The 16,063-nt window shown below is 74.4% G+C and carries 14 protein-coding genes; 6 read left to right on the forward strand and 8 right to left on the reverse strand.

Annotated features, from left to right (window positions below; all coding sequences use genetic code 11):
- Positions 1-150 precede the first annotated feature (150 nt).
- From nhaA to BLT52_RS00925, 3 genes are all read left to right on the forward strand, one after another.
- On the forward strand, positions 151-1,512 hold the full coding sequence (gene nhaA / locus BLT52_RS00915; RefSeq protein ID WP_231946436.1) for a Na+/H+ antiporter NhaA: 1,362 nt from the start codon (positions 151-153) through the stop codon (positions 1,510-1,512).
- A 78-nt stretch (positions 1,513-1,590) separates the two neighbouring features.
- Complete coding sequence (locus tag BLT52_RS00920; RefSeq protein ID WP_090589747.1) at positions 1,591-2,142, forward strand: phage holin family protein; 552 nt, start codon at positions 1,591-1,593, stop codon at positions 2,140-2,142.
- Positions 2,143-2,234: 92 nt separating this feature from the next.
- The gene (locus tag BLT52_RS00925) at positions 2,235-2,963 is read left to right on the forward strand and encodes an alpha/beta fold hydrolase (protein WP_090589749.1); all 729 of its coding nucleotides are present in this window, start codon (positions 2,235-2,237) and stop codon (positions 2,961-2,963) included.
- Positions 2,964-2,998: 35 nt separating this feature from the next.
- Here the strand turns inward: BLT52_RS00925 and BLT52_RS00930 are convergent, their stop codons facing one another.
- The 3 genes from BLT52_RS00930 to BLT52_RS00940 form a co-directional block, all read right to left on the reverse strand.
- Positions 2,999-4,762: a glycerol-3-phosphate dehydrogenase/oxidase gene (locus tag BLT52_RS00930; RefSeq protein ID WP_231946437.1), complete on the reverse strand. Its 1,764-nt coding sequence runs from the start codon at positions 4,760-4,762 to the stop codon at positions 2,999-3,001.
- A gap of 40 nt (positions 4,763-4,802) precedes the next feature.
- A complete protein-coding gene (locus BLT52_RS00935) occupies positions 4,803-8,021 on the reverse strand; it encodes an ExeM/NucH family extracellular endonuclease (protein WP_090589751.1) in 3,219 nt (1,072 codons plus the stop codon).
- Positions 8,022-8,230: 209 nt separating this feature from the next.
- Entirely contained in the window at positions 8,231-8,794 is a 564-nt protein-coding gene (locus BLT52_RS00940; protein ID WP_407922618.1) for an NUDIX hydrolase, read from the reverse strand.
- Positions 8,795-9,125: 331 nt separating this feature from the next.
- Between BLT52_RS00940 and BLT52_RS00945 the strand changes: the two genes are divergently transcribed.
- The gene (locus BLT52_RS00945) at positions 9,126-9,932 is read left to right on the forward strand and encodes a DUF4397 domain-containing protein (RefSeq protein ID WP_090589754.1); all 807 of its coding nucleotides are present in this window, start codon (positions 9,126-9,128) and stop codon (positions 9,930-9,932) included.
- A gap of 2 nt (positions 9,933-9,934) precedes the next feature.
- Entirely contained in the window at positions 9,935-10,657 is a 723-nt protein-coding gene (locus tag BLT52_RS00950; protein ID WP_157676904.1) for a class F sortase, read from the forward strand.
- A gap of 57 nt (positions 10,658-10,714) precedes the next feature.
- On the opposite strand, the gene BLT52_RS00955 is transcribed toward BLT52_RS00950, so the two are convergent.
- From BLT52_RS00955 to BLT52_RS00965, 3 genes are all read right to left on the reverse strand, one after another.
- Positions 10,715-11,587: a DUF4328 domain-containing protein gene (locus BLT52_RS00955; protein WP_090589758.1), complete on the reverse strand. Its 873-nt coding sequence runs from the start codon at positions 11,585-11,587 to the stop codon at positions 10,715-10,717.
- A gap of 149 nt (positions 11,588-11,736) precedes the next feature.
- Positions 11,737-13,104, reverse strand: a complete 1,368-nt coding sequence (locus BLT52_RS00960; protein WP_090589761.1) for a GH1 family beta-glucosidase — start codon at positions 13,102-13,104, stop codon at positions 11,737-11,739.
- A gap of 123 nt (positions 13,105-13,227) precedes the next feature.
- Positions 13,228-14,208 (reverse strand): Ldh family oxidoreductase, encoded by a 981-nt coding sequence (locus BLT52_RS00965; protein ID WP_090589762.1) that lies wholly within the window; start codon positions 14,206-14,208, stop codon positions 13,228-13,230.
- 44 nt (positions 14,209-14,252) lie between these two features.
- On the opposite strand from BLT52_RS00965, the gene BLT52_RS00970 reads away from it, so the two are divergent.
- Positions 14,253-14,573 (forward strand): rhodanese-like domain-containing protein, encoded by a 321-nt coding sequence (locus BLT52_RS00970; protein ID WP_090589765.1) that lies wholly within the window; start codon positions 14,253-14,255, stop codon positions 14,571-14,573.
- 15 nt (positions 14,574-14,588) lie between these two features.
- On the opposite strand, the gene BLT52_RS00975 is transcribed toward BLT52_RS00970, so the two are convergent.
- Both BLT52_RS00975 and nth read right to left on the reverse strand, forming a co-directional pair.
- Entirely contained in the window at positions 14,589-15,263 is a 675-nt protein-coding gene (locus tag BLT52_RS00975; RefSeq protein WP_090589767.1) for a TlpA family protein disulfide reductase, read from the reverse strand.
- Positions 15,260-15,970 (reverse strand): endonuclease III, encoded by a 711-nt coding sequence (gene nth / locus BLT52_RS00980; RefSeq protein WP_090589770.1) that lies wholly within the window; start codon positions 15,968-15,970, stop codon positions 15,260-15,262. Before nth ends, BLT52_RS00975 begins: the two co-directional genes overlap by 4 nt.
- Positions 15,971-16,063 lie beyond the last annotated feature (93 nt).

Here is a 16,063-nt window from a genome sequence, read left to right on the forward strand (position 1 = left end):
CAGGCGTGCGACCGGCCCGGGCCCGTGACGGTCCGGACCCGTCCCACGTCCTCGGGTGTCGTCGAGCACTGCGTCGGGCCGGATAAGGTGGTCCGCGGTGTGCCGGGAAGTCTGGTCGGCGGACGAATCGACGACCCCTCAGGAGCCCACGTGAACGACCAGCCTGGCGAGCCCCGGGACGACCGGGACGACACGCACCCCGACGACGCCCCCTCCACGGCCGAGGGCCCCCGCGCCTTCGACGCGCCGGAGTCCCTGGCCGACCCCGAGCCCGGGCCTGCGGTGGAGACCGTCCGGTCGCGCCGCCGCGTCGTCCTCTTCACCAAGGGTGACGACCAGGACCAGGTGGCCATCGCCGAGGTGCTGCGGATGGAGACCGTCGGCGGTGTGCTGATGCTGGCGGCGGCCGTGCTGGCCGTGCTCTGGGCCAACTTCGGCGGCACCAGCTACGACGACTTCCGCCACCTCTACCTCGGTCCGCTCAACCTGCAGCACTGGGCCGCGGACGGCCTGCTGGCCATCTTCTTCTTCGTGGTCGGGCTCGAGCTCAAGCGCGAGCTGGTCGCCGGTTCGCTGCGCAAGCCCAGCGCCGCGCTCGTCCCGATCATGGCCGCCGTCGGTGGCATGGTCGTGCCGGCCCTGCTCTACCTGGCCGTCAACAGCGTCCTGCCCGACGGCAACAGCCGGGGGTGGGCCGTGCCGATGGCCACCGACATCGCCTTCGCGCTGGCCATCCTCGGCCTCGTGGCCCGCGGCCTGCCCACCAGCCTGCGCGCCTTCCTGCTCACCCTGGCGATCGTGGACGATATCGGCGCCATCACGGTGATCGCGGTGGTCTTCACCACCGACCTGGCGCCGCTCTGGCTGATCGGCGCCGCCGCCTCCGCGCTGGTCTGGTGGCTGCTGCAGCGCTACCGCCTCGACACCTGGTGGTGGCTGCACGTCGTGCTGTTCGTCGTCTGCTGGTTCTGCATGTGGAGCAGCGGCGTGCACGCCACCATCGCCGGGGTGATCCTGGGCCTGCTGACCCGGACCTCGCCGGACGAGGCGCACGACCCGGTCGACCGCTGGGAGCACTTCTGGCGGCCGGTCTCCGCCGGTGTGGTGGTGCCCCTCTTCGCCCTCCTCTCCGCCGGGGTCACGCTGGACGCCGGGGTGCTGGGCGCGGTGGTCACCGAGGCCGTGCCGCTGGGGATCATCCTCGGTCTGGTGCTCGGCAAGCTGGTCGGCATCACCGGCGCCGCCTGGCTGACGGCGCGCTTCACCCGAGCCGAGCTCGCCCCCGACATCCGCTGGGGGGACGTGGCCGGCATCAGCGTGGTGGCCGGGGTCGGCTTCACGGTGGCGCTGCTGGTCGCCGAGCTGGCCTTCGCCGACGCCCCGGAGGTGCTGGAGGAGGCGAAGACGGCCGTGCTGCTGGGATCGGTGCTGGCCGGTGTGCTCGCCGCGGTGGTGCTGGGGGCCCGCGGCCGCTCCCGTGCCCGCCTGCCCGAGGTGGCCGATGCGCCGTGACCGAAGCCCCCACCCCGGGGCCCGGGACGACGCGTCGACGTGCACTAGGCTCCTGACGACGGCACAGGAAGGCAGAAGATGACGACGGCGGACACGGTCAAGAACATCCAGCAGGACCTGACGGTCCTCGCCAAGTCCCTGGTGACCCTGGGCAAGATCGAGGCCACCGACATGGCCAAGAAGCTGGGGCTGGGCGCGGCCCTGCTGGCCGGTGCGCTCTACTTCGCGCTGAACGCCATCTCCCTGCTCTTCATGGGGGGCGCCCTCGCGTTCTTCCTGCTGCTCCAGCCGGACGCCCCGGCCGAGCCCCAGGACCCGACCATGGTCACCGGCGCCCTCCCGCTGGGCTTCGTCATCATGGCCTGCATCCTGCTCCTGGTCGCGGCCCTGCTCGCCGTGGGCGGCCTGCTCAGCATCCGTGCCAACCGCGGCGTCAAGCAGACCCAGGCCGAGACCGAGGCCACGGTCACCGCGGTCAAGAGCGCCATCGAGCGCGGCAAGGCCGACGTGGCCGTCCGGCTCGAGTACGGCGACGACGACGTCCGCACCGACGACGGCCGGACCGGGACCGGCGTCAGCCGGACCGGTGACACCAGCCCCGTGGCCGCGCGCTCCCTCGACGCCCGCTGAGCGCCCCCGCCGGTCCGCCGGCGAGCAGCGCCCTGCTCCGCCCCCTCGTCCCCGACGGGGACTGGGAGCACCGCTTCCCGAGGCTGCGCGGGATGCGCTTCCACCTCGCCGTGCACGGCGTCCAGGACGCCAGGGCGGCCCCGGTGCTGCTGCTGCCTGACGTCGGTCGCACCTGGTGGTCCTGGCGGCACCTGCTGCCCACCCTGTCCCCGGACCGGACCGTCGTCGCCCTGGACCCCCGCGGGGTCGGGGCCAGCGACCGCACCCCGGGTGGCTACACGCTGCCGGAGGTCGTCGCCGACCTGGCCGCGGTGGTCCACCACCTCGGTGCCGGCCCGGCCGTCGTGGTCGGCCACGGCTGGGGCGGGGTCGCTGCCCTGGCCCTGGCCTCGCGGCACCCCGCGCTGGTCGCCGGCCTGGGTCTGGTCGCCGCCCCCGTCCCGGGTGCCTGGCAGGGGTACCGCCGCCTCCTGGCCGCCTCGCTGCTGGGCGCCCGCGCCCTGACCCCGGCCCGGCTGGGTCGCTGGACGGCGCTGCAGGCGGTCGACGGCTCCCCCTGCGCGGAGGCCCTGAGCCACTGGCCGGGTCCGCAGCGGGCGCTGGCCCCGGTCCGCCGGGCCGCCCGCCGTCCGCGCCTGCTGCGCGAGCTGGGCACCGACGTCGCCACCCTGCACGTGCGCGGGAGCTCGGACCCCCTGCTGCCCCGTCCCCGGCGCGGCCTGCGCGACGTGGTGGTCCTGCCCGCGGGGCACCAGCTGCCCGAGGAGCGTCCCGGCGACCTCGCGGTCACCCTGCGTGGCTGGTTGGCGACCCTGGCCTGAGCCCCGGGCGGGCGTGGCGGCGCGGGTGGGCCGGGTCAGATCCGGTGGGCTCGGCGCAGCGGGCGGATCGGGATCAGGTCCTCGGCCCGGCTGCGCTCGGCGATCGCCTCGGCGTCGCTCCACTCGGCCTCCCCGGCCCGGATGCCGGCCAGCCGGGCGCGGTAGGCGTCGACCTCGGCCTGCTGACGGTCCTCGTCCCAGCCCAGCAGCGGGACCGCGATGGCCAGCACGTCCTCCACGGCGCTGAGCCCCCGGTCGCGGGCCTCGTGGTCGATCCGGAGCCGGTGCAGCAGGACGTCCTCCAGGTGCAGGCTGCCCTCGTACCGGACGGCGAAGGCCACCTCCACCCCCAGGTAGGCCGGGGCGCTGGGCAGCGGCTCGGCCAGCCGGGGGTCCTCCTCGATCAGGTCGATCAGGGTGCCGACCTCCGAGCCGTAGCGCGAGAGCAGGTGCTCGATGCGGTCGGCGTCCCAGCCGTAGCCCGGTGCGACCCGGGCCAGGTAGCGTCCGGCGGCCTCCAGACCCACCGCCCCGACCAGGGGGATCCGCTCGGTGATGGAGGGCCACCGCCGGGCCGCGGTGGAGCCGAGGGCGAAGTCGACCGCGTCCTCGGCCATCACCCGGTAGGTGGTCAGCTTGCCGCCGGCGATGGACACCATGCCGGGGGCCACCTCGGCCACGGTGTGCTCCCGGGACACCTTGGCCGAGCTCTCCGCACCCCCGGAGGGCTGCAGCAGCGGCCGGAGCCCGGCCCAGGTACCGAGGATGTCGTCGGTGGTGAGCTGGCTGGTCAGCACCTTGTTGGCCTGCTCCAGCACGTAGTCGATGTCGGCGCGGGTGGTGATGGGATGGCGCAGCGGGCCCTCCCACGGGGTGTCGGTGGTGCCGATCACCCAGTAGTGCTGCCAGGGGATGACGAAGAGGACCGACTTCTCGGTGCGGAGGAAGAGACCCGTGCTGCCCTTGATCCGGTCCTTGGGGATGACCAGGTGGACGCCCTTGGAGGCCAGCACCTCCAGGCTGCCGGTGCTGCTGGCCAGGGACTCGGTCTCCTCGGTCCACACCCCGGTGCAGCTGATCACGTGCTTGGCCCGGACCTGGCGGGCGCGACCGGTCTCCAGGTCGGTGACCACCGCACCGACGACCCGGCCGACGGCGTCCTTGGTGATCTCGGTGACCTGGGCCCGGGTGGCGGCCAGCGCCCCGTAGGAGACGGCGGTGCGGACCAGCCCGAGCACCAGCCGGGCGTCGTCGACCCGGGCGTCGAAGAACCGGATCGCCCCGGTCAGCTGGTCGCTGCGCAGGTCGGGGAACAGCTCCAGCGCGCCCTTCCGGCCGTAGTGCTTCTGCGGCGGGACCCCGGCGCCCTCCTTGTCCCCGGGCAGGGTCAGGTTGCCCACCGCGGACATCGCGTCGTAGAGCCCGACCCCCAGCGCGCTGTAGGTGCGCTCGACCACGGGGATCTTCAGCGGCCACAGGAACGGCTGGGGCCGCACCAGGTGCGGGGCGATCGTGCTCAGCAGCAGCCCCCGCTCCCGCAGCGCCTCCTGCACCAGGGCGAAGTCGAGGTTGTAGAGGTAGCGCATCCCGCCGTGGATCAGCTTGCTGGAGCGCGAGGACGTCCCGGAGGCCCAGTCCTGCATCTCCACGATGCCGGTCCGCAGCCCGCGGGTCGCAGCGTCCAGGGCCACACCGGCGCCGGTGACCCCACCGCCGACGACCAGGACGTCGAGTCCCTCGTCGTCGCTCATCGCGGCCAGTGCCGCCTGACGGGAGCGTTGCGTGGTGGCGGCGATCACGACGGCGAATCTACCCCTGGCCCGGAGTCCCGGGAGCAGATCACCGCTGGGTCACCTCGACCGTGACCGACTCGGTGGTGCTGTTCCCGGCGCCGTCGGTGGCCCGGTAGGTGAAGGTGTAGACCGCGTCCTTGGCCGCGACCACCCGGAAGGTGCGCTCGTCGTCGTAGGTCTTGACGTTGGCACGTCGCCCCTCGGCCTCGGCCGAGACCAGCTCGACCGTCACCTCCTCGCCGGAGTCGTCGACGGCCTCGACGTCGACCTCGACCAGCACGGCCTTGTTGTTGGGCGGCCAGATCCGGGCGGGGCTGGCGGTGAGCCGCAGCTCCGGTGCGGTCACGTCGTCGGCCTGCAGGTCCATCCCGACCAGCACCGGGTCGTGGTCGCTGGAGCGGTAGGGGTCGGGGGCGAAGACCGCGTCCTGGGCCGGGGCCTTGAAGGACGTGTCGTAGTCGAGCAGGCTCGGCTCGTCGGAGTTGATCCGCCAGTCCTCGGCCTCGGTCACCTGGTCCACCAGCGCCTCGTTGGCCAGGGCGTAGTCGAGGTAGCCGAGCATCCCGTCGAAGACGTAGGAGTAGGCCCGCTCGCCCTGGTCGCGGAGCAGCAGGTCGGTCCAGCCGGCCTCCTCCAGCGCGGTGATCGGGTCCTCGTGGTCGTAGGAGTTGAGGTCGCCGATGATCAGCTGCTCCTCCACCCCGGTGCCGGTCGGGTCGTCGGCCAGCCAGTCCGAGAGCGCCTTCGCGGCCTCGGTGCGCACGCCGTTGCAGTTGCCCTGGCCGTCCGGGTCCTCCGGGTCACCGACGGCCTCGCAGCCCGAGCCCTTGGACTTGAGGTGGTTGACCGCGACCGTGACCGCGCCCCCGGTCCCGAGGTCGGTGAAGGTCTGGGCCAGCGCCGGGCGGTTGAGCTGGTCGAGGAAGCGCGGGTCGTCGGCGGTGGTCAGCGTTGCGAACCCACCGGTGGGGGTGACCTCGGCCGGCTGGTAGATGAAGGCGGTGGTGATCTGGTCGGTGCCGATCACCCCGGTGTCCACGGACTCGTAGGTGCCGGCGCCGACCTCGGCGTTCAGCGCCTCGACCAGGGTGTCGACCGCCTGACCGCCGTTGTTCTCGATCTCGATCAGGCCGACCACGTCGGCGTCCATCTCGGACAGGGCGGCCACGATCTTGGCCTCCTGACGCTCGAACTCCTCCGGGGTGTCGGCGCCGCGCTCACCCAGGGTGGTGAAGTAGTTGAGCACGTTGAAGGAGGCCACCGTGGTGGTGCCGCCGACCTCCGGGACCTCCGGGCGGGGGTTGGTCGAGGTGACCTCGGCCCCCTCGGTGGGCTGGATCCGCCACTCGTCGAAGCGCCAGTCGAGCACGCCGGTGGCATCCGTCACCAGGTCACCGCCGCGGAAGGTGTTCTCGAGGGTGAACTCGCCGCCGTCGGGGTGGCGGGCCGGGTCGGGGTTCTGCACGCTGCGGCCGTCGTCCAGGGTGATCCGCTCGGCCAGGTTCTTCGCCAGCAGGGCCTCGGCCTCGGGCGAACCGGGGGCGAAGAGGGCGGTGGGCTGGTACTGCCGGTCCAGACCGAGGGCGATCTCGCCGTAGCGGCCGTAGTCGAAGTACTCCAGGATGGTCAGGCTCTGGCCGAAGGTGACCCGCATGCCCTCGTGGCGCTCGGCCTCGGCGTCGTCCAGCGGCAGGGTCAGCTGCTCGGCGGTCGGCAGCTCGCCACCGGAGGCGCAGACCTCCTGGTCGGTGGCGGTGAGCTGGGTCTGGCCCCGGAACTCCGACACGGCCCCGGCCACCCGCACGGTGTCGCCGAGGGCCACGTCGCCGGCGCCGGGGGCGTAGACGAAGATGCCGTCCGAGCTCGCCTCGTCGCCGTCGCCGGCGTCCTGCAGGTAGAAGCCGTCGAAGCCACCGGTCTGGAAGTCACCGACCACGGTGCCCTCGACGGTGGTGCTGGTGCCGGCCAGCGGCGAGGTGTCGGTGGTGCCCTGCACGGCGCCGACGGCCGTCCGCGGGTCGCCGCACACCAGCGGCTCCCCCGGGCCGGGACCGGCGGGCGTGGTCCGGTTCTCCGCGCCCGGGGTGTTCAGCGCCTCACCGGCGGTCAGGCTGCCCTGCTGCCCGGGGACGCCGGCCAGGTCGAAGTCGTTGCGGACCCAGTCCGACGTGGCGTCGGTGTCGGTGCCGTCGGGGATGCGGGACGCGCCGCCGACGGTGAAGTCCGAGCCGTCGTAACCCGGGGTGAGCACGGTCGGCCCGTAGCCCAGGTCACCGGCACCGCCGTCGAGGACGGCCACCGAGTCGACGACCTCCAGGCCGAGGCCCTCGTCCAGGGTGCCGTCGAGGTCGGCGTCCAGCGTGACCTGGCCGGTGTAGCCGGTCACCAGCAGCAGCGAGAGCGAGCCGTTCTGCAGCGTGTTGGCGGGCAGCTCGCCCAGCCAGCGGCCGTCGGCGTCCGCGCTGCCCACCGGGTGGGCGGAGACCACGTCGCCCTGGGCGCTGGAGGTGGCGTCGCCCTCGACCTGCAGCACGGTGAGCCCGGTGAGGTCGGCGCCGGCCGGGCCGGTGACCTCGAGGTACTCCACGTCGGTGCCGGCGGTGCTGGCGGAGAACTCGTTGAGCACCACCGCGGCGGGGGTGCCGGGGTCACCACCGCAGTCGGCGGTGTGGGAGCCGAGGCCGTCGAAGGTGTCGACCGGCAGACCCTGCCACTGGCGGGCGGGGTCGAAGGCGTCGTCGTCGGTGCGGTCGCCCTCGCACACCGAGGGCAGCCGGCGCAGGGTCGCGTCCTGGGTCGAGACCGGTCCGCTTCCCCACTCCGCCCCCGGGTCGACGCCACGCTGACCGAAGGAGTCCACGACGGCCCCGCCGCGCACCAGCGCGATGGCGTCGTCGCCGTTCCACAGCCCCGCCCCGGTGGTCTGGTCGGCGGCGCCGGTGACCGCCGCGACCGCACCGGAGGCGGCCACCACGTGCACGTCGCCCGCGGCCACCTGGCCGGTGAGGTCGATGGTCAGGTTCGCCGTCGCGGCACCGTTGAAGGCCACCCGCAGCTGGTAGCCGCTGAGGTCCACGGGGGCGCCGGTGCCGTTCCAGATCTCCAGCGCCTTGTTGTTGCCGGTGCCCTCGACGTACTCGCTGATCACCAGGTCCGTGGCGGGCGCGGCCTGGGCCGGCGTGCCGAGGGTGGTCAGCGAGAGCGACGCGGTGAGCGTGGCCAACCCGGTGAGGGCGGCGGCGAGAGCGCGGGTGGACGACGTCATCGGGGTTCCTTCGCGGGGACGCGGGAGAGGACCCGGCGGGGCCCGGGCACCAACCTAGGACCCGGGGGTGACGTTCTCGGGCCCCGGGTTGAACACCAGGTGCCCACCAGGAGAACCCGGGGGTTCGCCGCGCCCCCCTCCCCCCGCGTCGGTGCGACGTGCGGCCGGGACTGCCCGGTCAGACGTCGCACCGCCAGCGGCTCGGGGCGTCAGGCGGGGCGGGGGCCGCGGTCGCGGCGGGAGTCGTTGAGGAAGCGGCGGGGGACGGCGTGCCGGACGGCGGTGTCCCAGGGGAGCTGCCAGCCGGCGAGGTCGAGCACGGCGTCGAGCAGGTGGGCGGTCAGGCCCCAGACGAAGAGGTCGTCGACCACGAAGGCCGGGCCGGTGTAGCCCCGGGGGTGGGTGGCGGTGACCCGGTGCTCGGCGGCGGTGAGGACCGAGAGCGGCACCCGGTGCACGGCGGCGACCTCGGCCGGGTCCCGCGGGGTCAGCGGGTGCTGCCCGGACCAGCGGGCGACCACGGCGGTGACGTCGAAGGAGCTGACCTCCACGTGCACCGAGGGCAGTCGGCCGAGCATCTCGACGTCGGCCGGGTCGAGGCCGATCTCCTCCTCGGCCTCCCGGAGCGCGGTGTCCTCCAGGGTGACGTCCCCGGGGTCGCGGGCGCCGCCGGGGAAGGCGATCTGACCGGCGTGGTGGCGCAGGGTGGAGGCCCGCTCCACCAGGGTGACGTCGACGTCCTCGACCCCCGGCGTGGGACCGAGCAGGACCAGCACCGCGGCCTCGCGCGCACCCACGCCCGGGCGGATGCCGATGCCCCCGGGACGCACGGGACCCGCGAGGGCGGAGCGGAGCAGAGCGGGGTCCCAGACAGGCACCCCGTCAGCCTAGGCCGAGGGCCGCACCTCCTCCCGGGGCTGTCCGTCGGTGGAGGCTGCGCCCTCCTCCGGCCGGTCCTCCGACCGGCAAGGCAGCCGCTCCGGACGGTGGCACGGGACCGAGGTCACGACGACGAACGGGAGAACGCGTCCAGATGGGCACCACCCGTGGAAGACACGGCAACCACTATCCCGTCCTGCACGACGGGAAGAAGGAGGCACAACGATGCGTCACCCACTACTGCTCGCCACCGGGGTCGGGCTCTGCCTGGCTGCCGGCGCCGTGGTCCCGGCCTCGGCGGCCGAGGGAGCCCAGCTCTCCGTCCTGCACGCCGTCCCCGACCTGCCGGTCGACGTCTACGTCGACGGTGAGCTCACCATCGACGACTTCCAGCCCGGTGACCTGGGCGGTCCGCTGGACCTCCCCGCCGGCACCTACTCCGTGGCCATCACCGCCGCCGACGCCGAGGACGACTCCGAGCCGGCCATCGGCCCGGTGGACCTCGAGCTCAGCGACGGTGGCAACTACACCGCCGTGGCCCACCTGGACGAGGGTGGCGACCCCACGGCCACCCTGTTCGAGAACGACCTGTCCGAGCTGGCCGCCGGCGAGGGACGTCTGACCGTCCGACACACCGCCGCCGCACCGGCCGTGGACGTGCTGGCCGGTGGCGAGGCCGTGGTGAGCGACCTCAGCAACCCCGACGAGGCCAGCCTCGAGCTGCCCGCCGGGACGGTGTCCGCCGCGGTGGCGGCCGCCGGCACCGAGGACCCGGTGATCGGCCCGGCCGACGTCACCGTCTCCGAGGGCACCCTGACCGTGGCCTACGCCTGGGGCAGCCTCGAGGACGACAACCTCGACCTCGCGGTCCAGACGATCTCCGCCCACGGCGGCACCCCCGGTGGCGTGGACGCCGGTACCTCTGGTCTGGCCAGCGGCACCAGCCCGGCGGTCGTCGCCGGTCTGGGCGTCATGGCCCTGCTGACGGGTCTCGTGCTCCGTCGTCGCGTGGGTGCTGGGACCACCCGCTGACCGTGCTCGACCGACGAGCTCCCCGCCGGGCCCGGGGGCCGGTGCGTCCGCACCCGCTCCCGGGCCTGGTGGGCGCCATCGCGCTCTGCGCGTGCACGCTGGCCGGGGCGGCTGCACCCGCCCCGGTCGGCGCTGCGGCCCTGGCCCCCGTCCCGGTCGGCGCCCCCACCGCCAGCAGCACCGAGCCTCCGCCGGGCCCCACCGCTCGGCCCGCTCCCGAACCGACCCGCAGCACCCGCCCGGTGACCTCCGTCCCGGTGCGTCCGGCACGGCAGGACGACCGCCGCGCCCCCTCCCCCGAGCGGCTGACCGTCGGCGGCTGGACCCCGATGGACGTGGTCCCCGTGGGCGTCACCGAGCAGGGCCGGATGGAGCTGCCCACCTCCCCCGACGTCGTCGGCTGGTACCGCTTCGGCCCGTCCCCGGCCGGCGAGCGCGGTTCGGTGGTGCTCGCCGCGCACGTCGACAGCCTCGACCGGGTCGGACCCTTCGCCGGGCTGGCCTCCCTCCCCCCGGGCACCGAGGTCACCGTCCGCACCGACGACGGGCGCGACCACCGCTACCGGGTCGAGCATGGCGTCCGGCTGGAGAAGGAGGACGTGCCCCTGGAGGACCTCTTCGACCGCGACTCCGCGCCCCGGCTCGTCCTGATCACCTGCGGCGGGCCCTTCGACCCCGAGGACGGCTACCGCGACAACGTCGTGGTCACCGCGGTCCCCGTCTGACCCGGGGCTGCCGCGGCCCGCGTCCAGCGCAGGCCCGCGTTCAGCGCGGGCCCGCGTTCAGCGCGGGCCCGTCCGCCACTCCTGGCCGACCCGCTCCTGCTCGTCGGTGATGGTGCGCACGATCCGCACCCACAGCACGAAGGAGACCGTCAGCACCGCCGTCCCGAGGAGGGCGGTCGGCCCCAGAGCGCCGACCGAGCTGCCGACCGGACCGCTGAACGGCACGAACGCCCCGGCGGCGTTCATGACGAGCGGGCCCCCGACCCAGGTGCCCCACCACCAGCCCAGCAGCGACCGGTCCACCGGGCCGCTGACCCGCCAGACGTCGCGGACCACCTGGTAGGGGAACCACAGCGACACGATCGGGACCACCCAGCCCAGCCAGACCCAGGCCGGGCCGTGCTGGTGCGGGGACCCCGGACGGATGGTCAGGGCGTTGGTGCGGGCGGTGCCCAGCCAGACGCTGGTGACGATCCAGGCGGCCAGCATCGGGAAGAAGGAGGCCGAGGAGACGGCGTCGTAGGGGGTGGAGACCCCCAGGGCGTCGTCGGCGGCGCGGTACCGCGCCGCCGCGGGGAAGGCCAGCAGGGTGGCCAGCCAGGAGACGGCCAGGTAGACCGCCGACAGCACCACCGTGGCCCTGGCCAGGCCGCCGACCGGCTGCAGCCGCGGCGTCCACACCTGGTGCGTCGCCGGGGCCGGCGGCCACGGCGGCTGCACCCGGTACGGCGGCTGCACCCGGTCCGCCGGTTGCGCCGGGTACGGCGACGGCTCCGGGTACGTCCGCGGCTCCGGGTACGGCCGCGGCTCCGCACCGGTCGGGTAGGTCGACCAGCCGCCCGCCCCGGTCGTGTCCCCGTCACCGCGGACGAAGTCCGGTCGCCCCTGGGGCTCGGACGGTTCCGGCGGCGGACCGGGGGGCACGGACATGGCAGCTCTTCTCGCGGTCAGCCGGGTGGTGCGGACAGCATGCCCGAGACGCGTCGACGACCTGGACTCAGGTCGTCCCCCGGGAGGAGCGGAGCGGGACGGGCGAGCGGGTGCGAGGGCGCCCCGAGGAGCCGGACGGCAGCCGGGGATCAGCCGCGCTCGCGGGCGACGAAGTCGCGGTAGAACTCACCGCTCCGCTTCACCGTCCGCTGCTGGGTCTCGTAGTCCACCCGGACGATGCCGAACCGGCGGTCGTAGCCGAAAGCCCACTCGAAGTTGTCCAGCAGGCTCCAGCAGAAGTAGCCCTTGAGCGGCAGCCCGCGGGCGACCGCCTCCCGGCACGCCTCGAGGTGGGCCTCGAGGTAGCGGCGCCGGTCCTCGTCCTCGACCCGGCCGTCGGGGCCCACCTCGTCGGGCCAGGCCGACCCGTTCTCGGTGACGTAGAGCGGCAGCCCCGGGGCCAGCGCGTGGACCTGGGCCAGCACGTCGACCAGCCCGTCGGGGTGGATCTCCCAGCCCATCTGCGTCTTCTCCGCGCCGGTGTCCACGGTGACCACGCGCTCGCTGCCCGGGGTCGGGGTGGGCAGCGAGGGGTCGCTGAACCGGCCGTCCTCGGGGGCGGCGACGGTGTGGGCGCTGTAGTAGTTGATCCCGATGAAGTCGATCGGCTCGGCGATGGTGGCGAGGTCGTCGGAGCGCTCGGCGAACCACTCCGTGGTGCCGGTGTCGGCCAGCACGTCCTCGGGGTAGGCACCGCGCAGCAGCGGGTCGAGGAAGAGCCGGTTGCCCAGCCCGTCGTAGCGGCGCGCGGCCTCCAGGTCGGCCTCGGAGTCCGACGCGGCCCGGACGGCGTGCAGGTTCAGCGTGATGCCGAGCGGGGCCTCGCCGCCGTCGGCCCGCATCGCCTGCACGGCCAGCCCGTGGCCGAGGAGCAGGTGGTGGGCCGCCTCCAGCGACCGGGTGCCCAGCTGCTGGCCCGGGGCGTGCACGCCGGCCGCGTAGCCCAGCAGCGCGGAGCACCACGGCTCGTTGAGGGTGATCCAGGACCCGATCACGTCCCCCAGCGCCTCGTGGGTGATCCGGGCGTACTCGGCGAAGGCCTCGGCGGTGCTCCGCGAGAGCCAGCCCCCGGCGTCCTCCAGCGGCTGGGGCAGGTCCCAGTGGTAGAGGGTCACGTAGGGCTGCACGCCGTGCTCCAGGCAGGTCTCGGCCACCCGGCGGTAGAAGTCCAGACCGGCCTGGTTCACCGCCCCGGTGCCCTCGGGGACGACCCGCGGCCAGGCGACGGAGAAGCGGTAGGCGTCCACCCCGAGGTCGGCCATGATCGCCACGTCCTCGGCGAAGCGGTGGTAGTGGTCGCAGGCCACGTCGCCGGTGTCGCCGTTCCACACCTTGCCGGGGGTGCGGGCGAAGGTGTCCCAGGTGCTCGGACGGCGCCCGTCCTCGGCGACGGCACCCTCGATCTGGTACGAGGCGGTGGCCGTGCCCCAGACGAAGTCAGCGGGGAAGGTGGTCATGGTGGTCCTCTCGGTGGGTCGTCCCTGGAGACGTGTACGGGGATGGCTCGGGGCTGCGGGACACGCCGCGGCACGCCGGCCGTGATCGCGACGACATACAGGCGGTCAGGGGGCGGGCGGGACTCAGCACGGGGCGGTGAGGCCGAGCTCGGCAGCGGTCTCCCGGAGCCGGTCGCGGTGCTCGGGGCCGACCGGGACGCCCTCGGCGCGGAACCGCCGCTCACGCTGGGCCTCCGGGCCGCCGGGGAGCAGGCTGGCGTCCAGACCGGGCAGCGGGGACAGCGCGCGCACGGCGCGGACGTAGGCGTCCATCTCGCGGCGGAAGTCGGCCGGGTCGGAGAACAGGTCGATCCGGAAGGAGATGACCAGCGACCCCTGGTTGGCCCCGGCCCACCGGCGCCGGGCCCGGGCCGGGTCCAGCGGGACACCGGCCAGCACCCCGCCCCAGGCCTGGCAGACCGCACCCAGGCCGATGGCGCGCAGCGCCAGGCCCGGGGCGTCCCTTGAGATCTGGTCGCGGTGCGGGCTGTCGTCGTACAGGTCGTGCATGGCGCCGAAGTCGAGCACCACGGGGTCCTCGTCCTGGGTCGGCGCGCTGAACGACATCGGTGAGCCGCCGCCCGCGGCGAAGACCGGGGAGCCGGGCTGCAGGTCGAGCTGGTGCCCGGAGGTGACGAAGGTCAGCAGGTCGTGCTCCAGCGTCATCCGGGAGTAGAGCCCGGCCGCCCCGAAGTGGCCGTGGTCGCGGGTGAGCAGCACCGCGATCCCCTGCTCCCGGGCCCGCTCGACCAGCAGCCGGGTGCCGAGGTGGGCGGCGAAGTAGCCCAGGCCGCCGTCGCCGTCGACCAGCAGGCTGGTGGGCGTCTCGCGCACGACCGCAGGCTCCGCGTCCGGGTTGAGGCGTCCCTCCCGGAGCAGCCGGGAGTAGGTGGTGAGCTGGGTGCTGCCGTGGGAGAAGACGCCGCGGCAGTCGTTGTCCACCAGCAGCCCGGCCAGCAGCGCGGCGTGCGCCGGGGAGAGCCCGGACGCCTCGCCCGCCTCGGTCACGAAGGTCTGCAGCACCGGGGCGGGGACGACGACGGCGTCGACGGGGGGCTCGTTCACGGACCGATCGAACCACGTCGGACGCGGGCGGTAGCGTCCAGGGCATGGACGTCCCCACCGTGACCATCGACCAGATCCCCGAGGACGCGCGCCTGCTGGACGTGCGCGAGGACGACGAGTGGGCGGCCGGCCACGCCGAGCGCGCCCAGCACCTGCCGATGACCGAGCTGGCCGAGCGCTACGGCGAGCTGCCCCCCGAGGAGGAGGTGTACGTGATCTGCCGCTCCGGCGGCCGGTCCGCGCGGGTGACCGCCTGGCTGAACCAGAACGGGTTCACCGCCACCAACGTGGCCGGCGGGATGGGTGAGTGGCAGGAGCGCGGGCTGCCCCTGGTCGGCGAGGGCGACACCCCGCACGTCATCTGACCTCGGGCCGGGGCCTCAGGCGGTGACGCCGAGGTGCTCGGCGAGCAGGCCGCGGAGCTGGTCGGCGTCGGCGAAGGGCCCGACGTGGGTGTGCACCAGCCGCCCGTCGGCGGTGACGAAGAAGGTCATCGGCGGGCCCAGCACGCGGAGCGGGACCTGGATCGCCCGCTCGTCGTCGACCAGGTGGGCGTAGCGCTGACCCGTGCCCGCGGCGAGGTCGACGGCGGCCAGCTTGTCGTTCTCCTGGTACAGCAGACCCAGGGTCAGCAGCTCGTCCTCGGTCTGCCCGGCCACCTCCGCCAGGTAGGGCGCCTCGGCGCGGCAGGGGGCGCACCAGGAGGCCCACACGTTCACCATCACCGGCTGTCCGCGGAGCCGGGACAGGTCCACCTCGCCGGCTCCGCCGAGGCAGGGCAGGGTGATCGCCGGCAGGCCGTCCTCGACCGGGGCGGCGGAGGCGTCCGTGGCCGGGCAGTCCGCGATGCCGGCCGCCACCCGGGCCGCGTCCACCTCCGCACCGTTGGAGCCGGGCGGTCCGGGGGCCACGGTGGGCGTGCCGGGCGGGTTGCTGCCCCGCTGCACCCCGGACGTGGTGCAGCCGGTGAGCAGCAGGGCCACGGCCAGCACCGCGCCGAGCAGACCGCCCAGCCGGACGCGACCCTGCCGCCGGTCCCCCGGCCGCACCCTCACCCCCGCGGCTCGCGGACGAGCTTCGCCGCCGCGGCCGGGTCGGTCGGGCCCTCGCCGAAGGAGGGGCACCAGCGGGCCAGCGGGCAGGCCCCGCAGGCGGGGTTGCGCGCGTGGCAGCGCCGCCGGCCGTGCCAGATCACGTGGTGGCACAGCATCGTCCAGTCCTTGCGGGGGAACAGCGCGGCCACCGCGTGCTCGATCTTCACCGGGTCGGTCTCGGCGGTCCAGCCGAAGCGGCCCACCAGCCGGGCGAAGTGGGTGTCGACGGTGATCCCGGGCACCCCGAAGGCGTTGCCCAGCACCACGTTGGCGGTCTTGCGCCCGACACCGGGCAGCGTCACCAGCTGCTCCAGCCGGCCGGGGACCTCCCCGTCGAAGTCGGCGACCAGCGCGGCCCCCAGCTTGATCAGCGCGGTGGACTTGGCGCGGAAGAAGCCGGTGGGCTTGATCAGCTCCTCCAGCTCGGCTTGGTCCGCGCCCGCGTAGGCGACGGCGTCGGGGTAGCGGGCGAACAACGTCGGGGTGACGGTGTTGACGCGCTTGTCGGTGGACTGCGCCGAGAGGACCGTGGCCACCAGCAGCTCCAGCGGCGTGCTGAAGTCCAGCTCCACGTGGGCGTCGGGGTACTGCTCGGCCAGCGCCCGGTTCATGGCGCGGGCTCGGCGGGTGAGCGCGACCGGGGTCTCGGTTCGCGGTGCGGCGGGCATGCTCCGCAGGATAGGCGCTGGGCCTGACGGGTTCGGCGCCCCGGCGTTCGTGTGCGCGGCGGCGGACGATGTGGGTAGTGTTCCGGGCGGAAA

It is taken from the genome of Auraticoccus monumenti (genome assembly GCF_900101785.1).
GTDB lineage: Bacteria > Actinomycetota > Actinomycetes > Propionibacteriales > Propionibacteriaceae > Auraticoccus > Auraticoccus monumenti.

Coding starts and splice junctions, on each gene's coding strand:
- BLT52_RS00960 (WP_090589761.1), bottom strand. CDS start 13,104: ATGACCACCTTCCCCGCTGACTTCGTCTGGGGCACGGCCACCGCCTCG.
- BLT52_RS00920 (WP_090589747.1), top strand. CDS start 1,591: ATGACGACGGCGGACACGGTCAAGAACATCCAGCAGGACCTGACGGTC.
- BLT52_RS00925 (WP_090589749.1), top strand. CDS start 2,235: ATGCGCTTCCACCTCGCCGTGCACGGCGTCCAGGACGCCAGGGCGGCC.
- BLT52_RS00935 (WP_090589751.1), bottom strand. CDS start 8,021: ATGACGTCGTCCACCCGCGCTCTCGCCGCCGCCCTCACCGGGTTGGCC.
- nth (WP_090589770.1), bottom strand. CDS start 15,970: ATGCCCGCCGCACCGCGAACCGAGACCCCGGTCGCGCTCACCCGCCGA.
- BLT52_RS00945 (WP_090589754.1), top strand. CDS start 9,126: ATGCGTCACCCACTACTGCTCGCCACCGGGGTCGGGCTCTGCCTGGCT.
- BLT52_RS00970 (WP_090589765.1), top strand. CDS start 14,253: ATGGACGTCCCCACCGTGACCATCGACCAGATCCCCGAGGACGCGCGC.
- BLT52_RS00955 (WP_090589758.1), bottom strand. CDS start 11,587: ATGTCCGTGCCCCCCGGTCCGCCGCCGGAACCGTCCGAGCCCCAGGGG.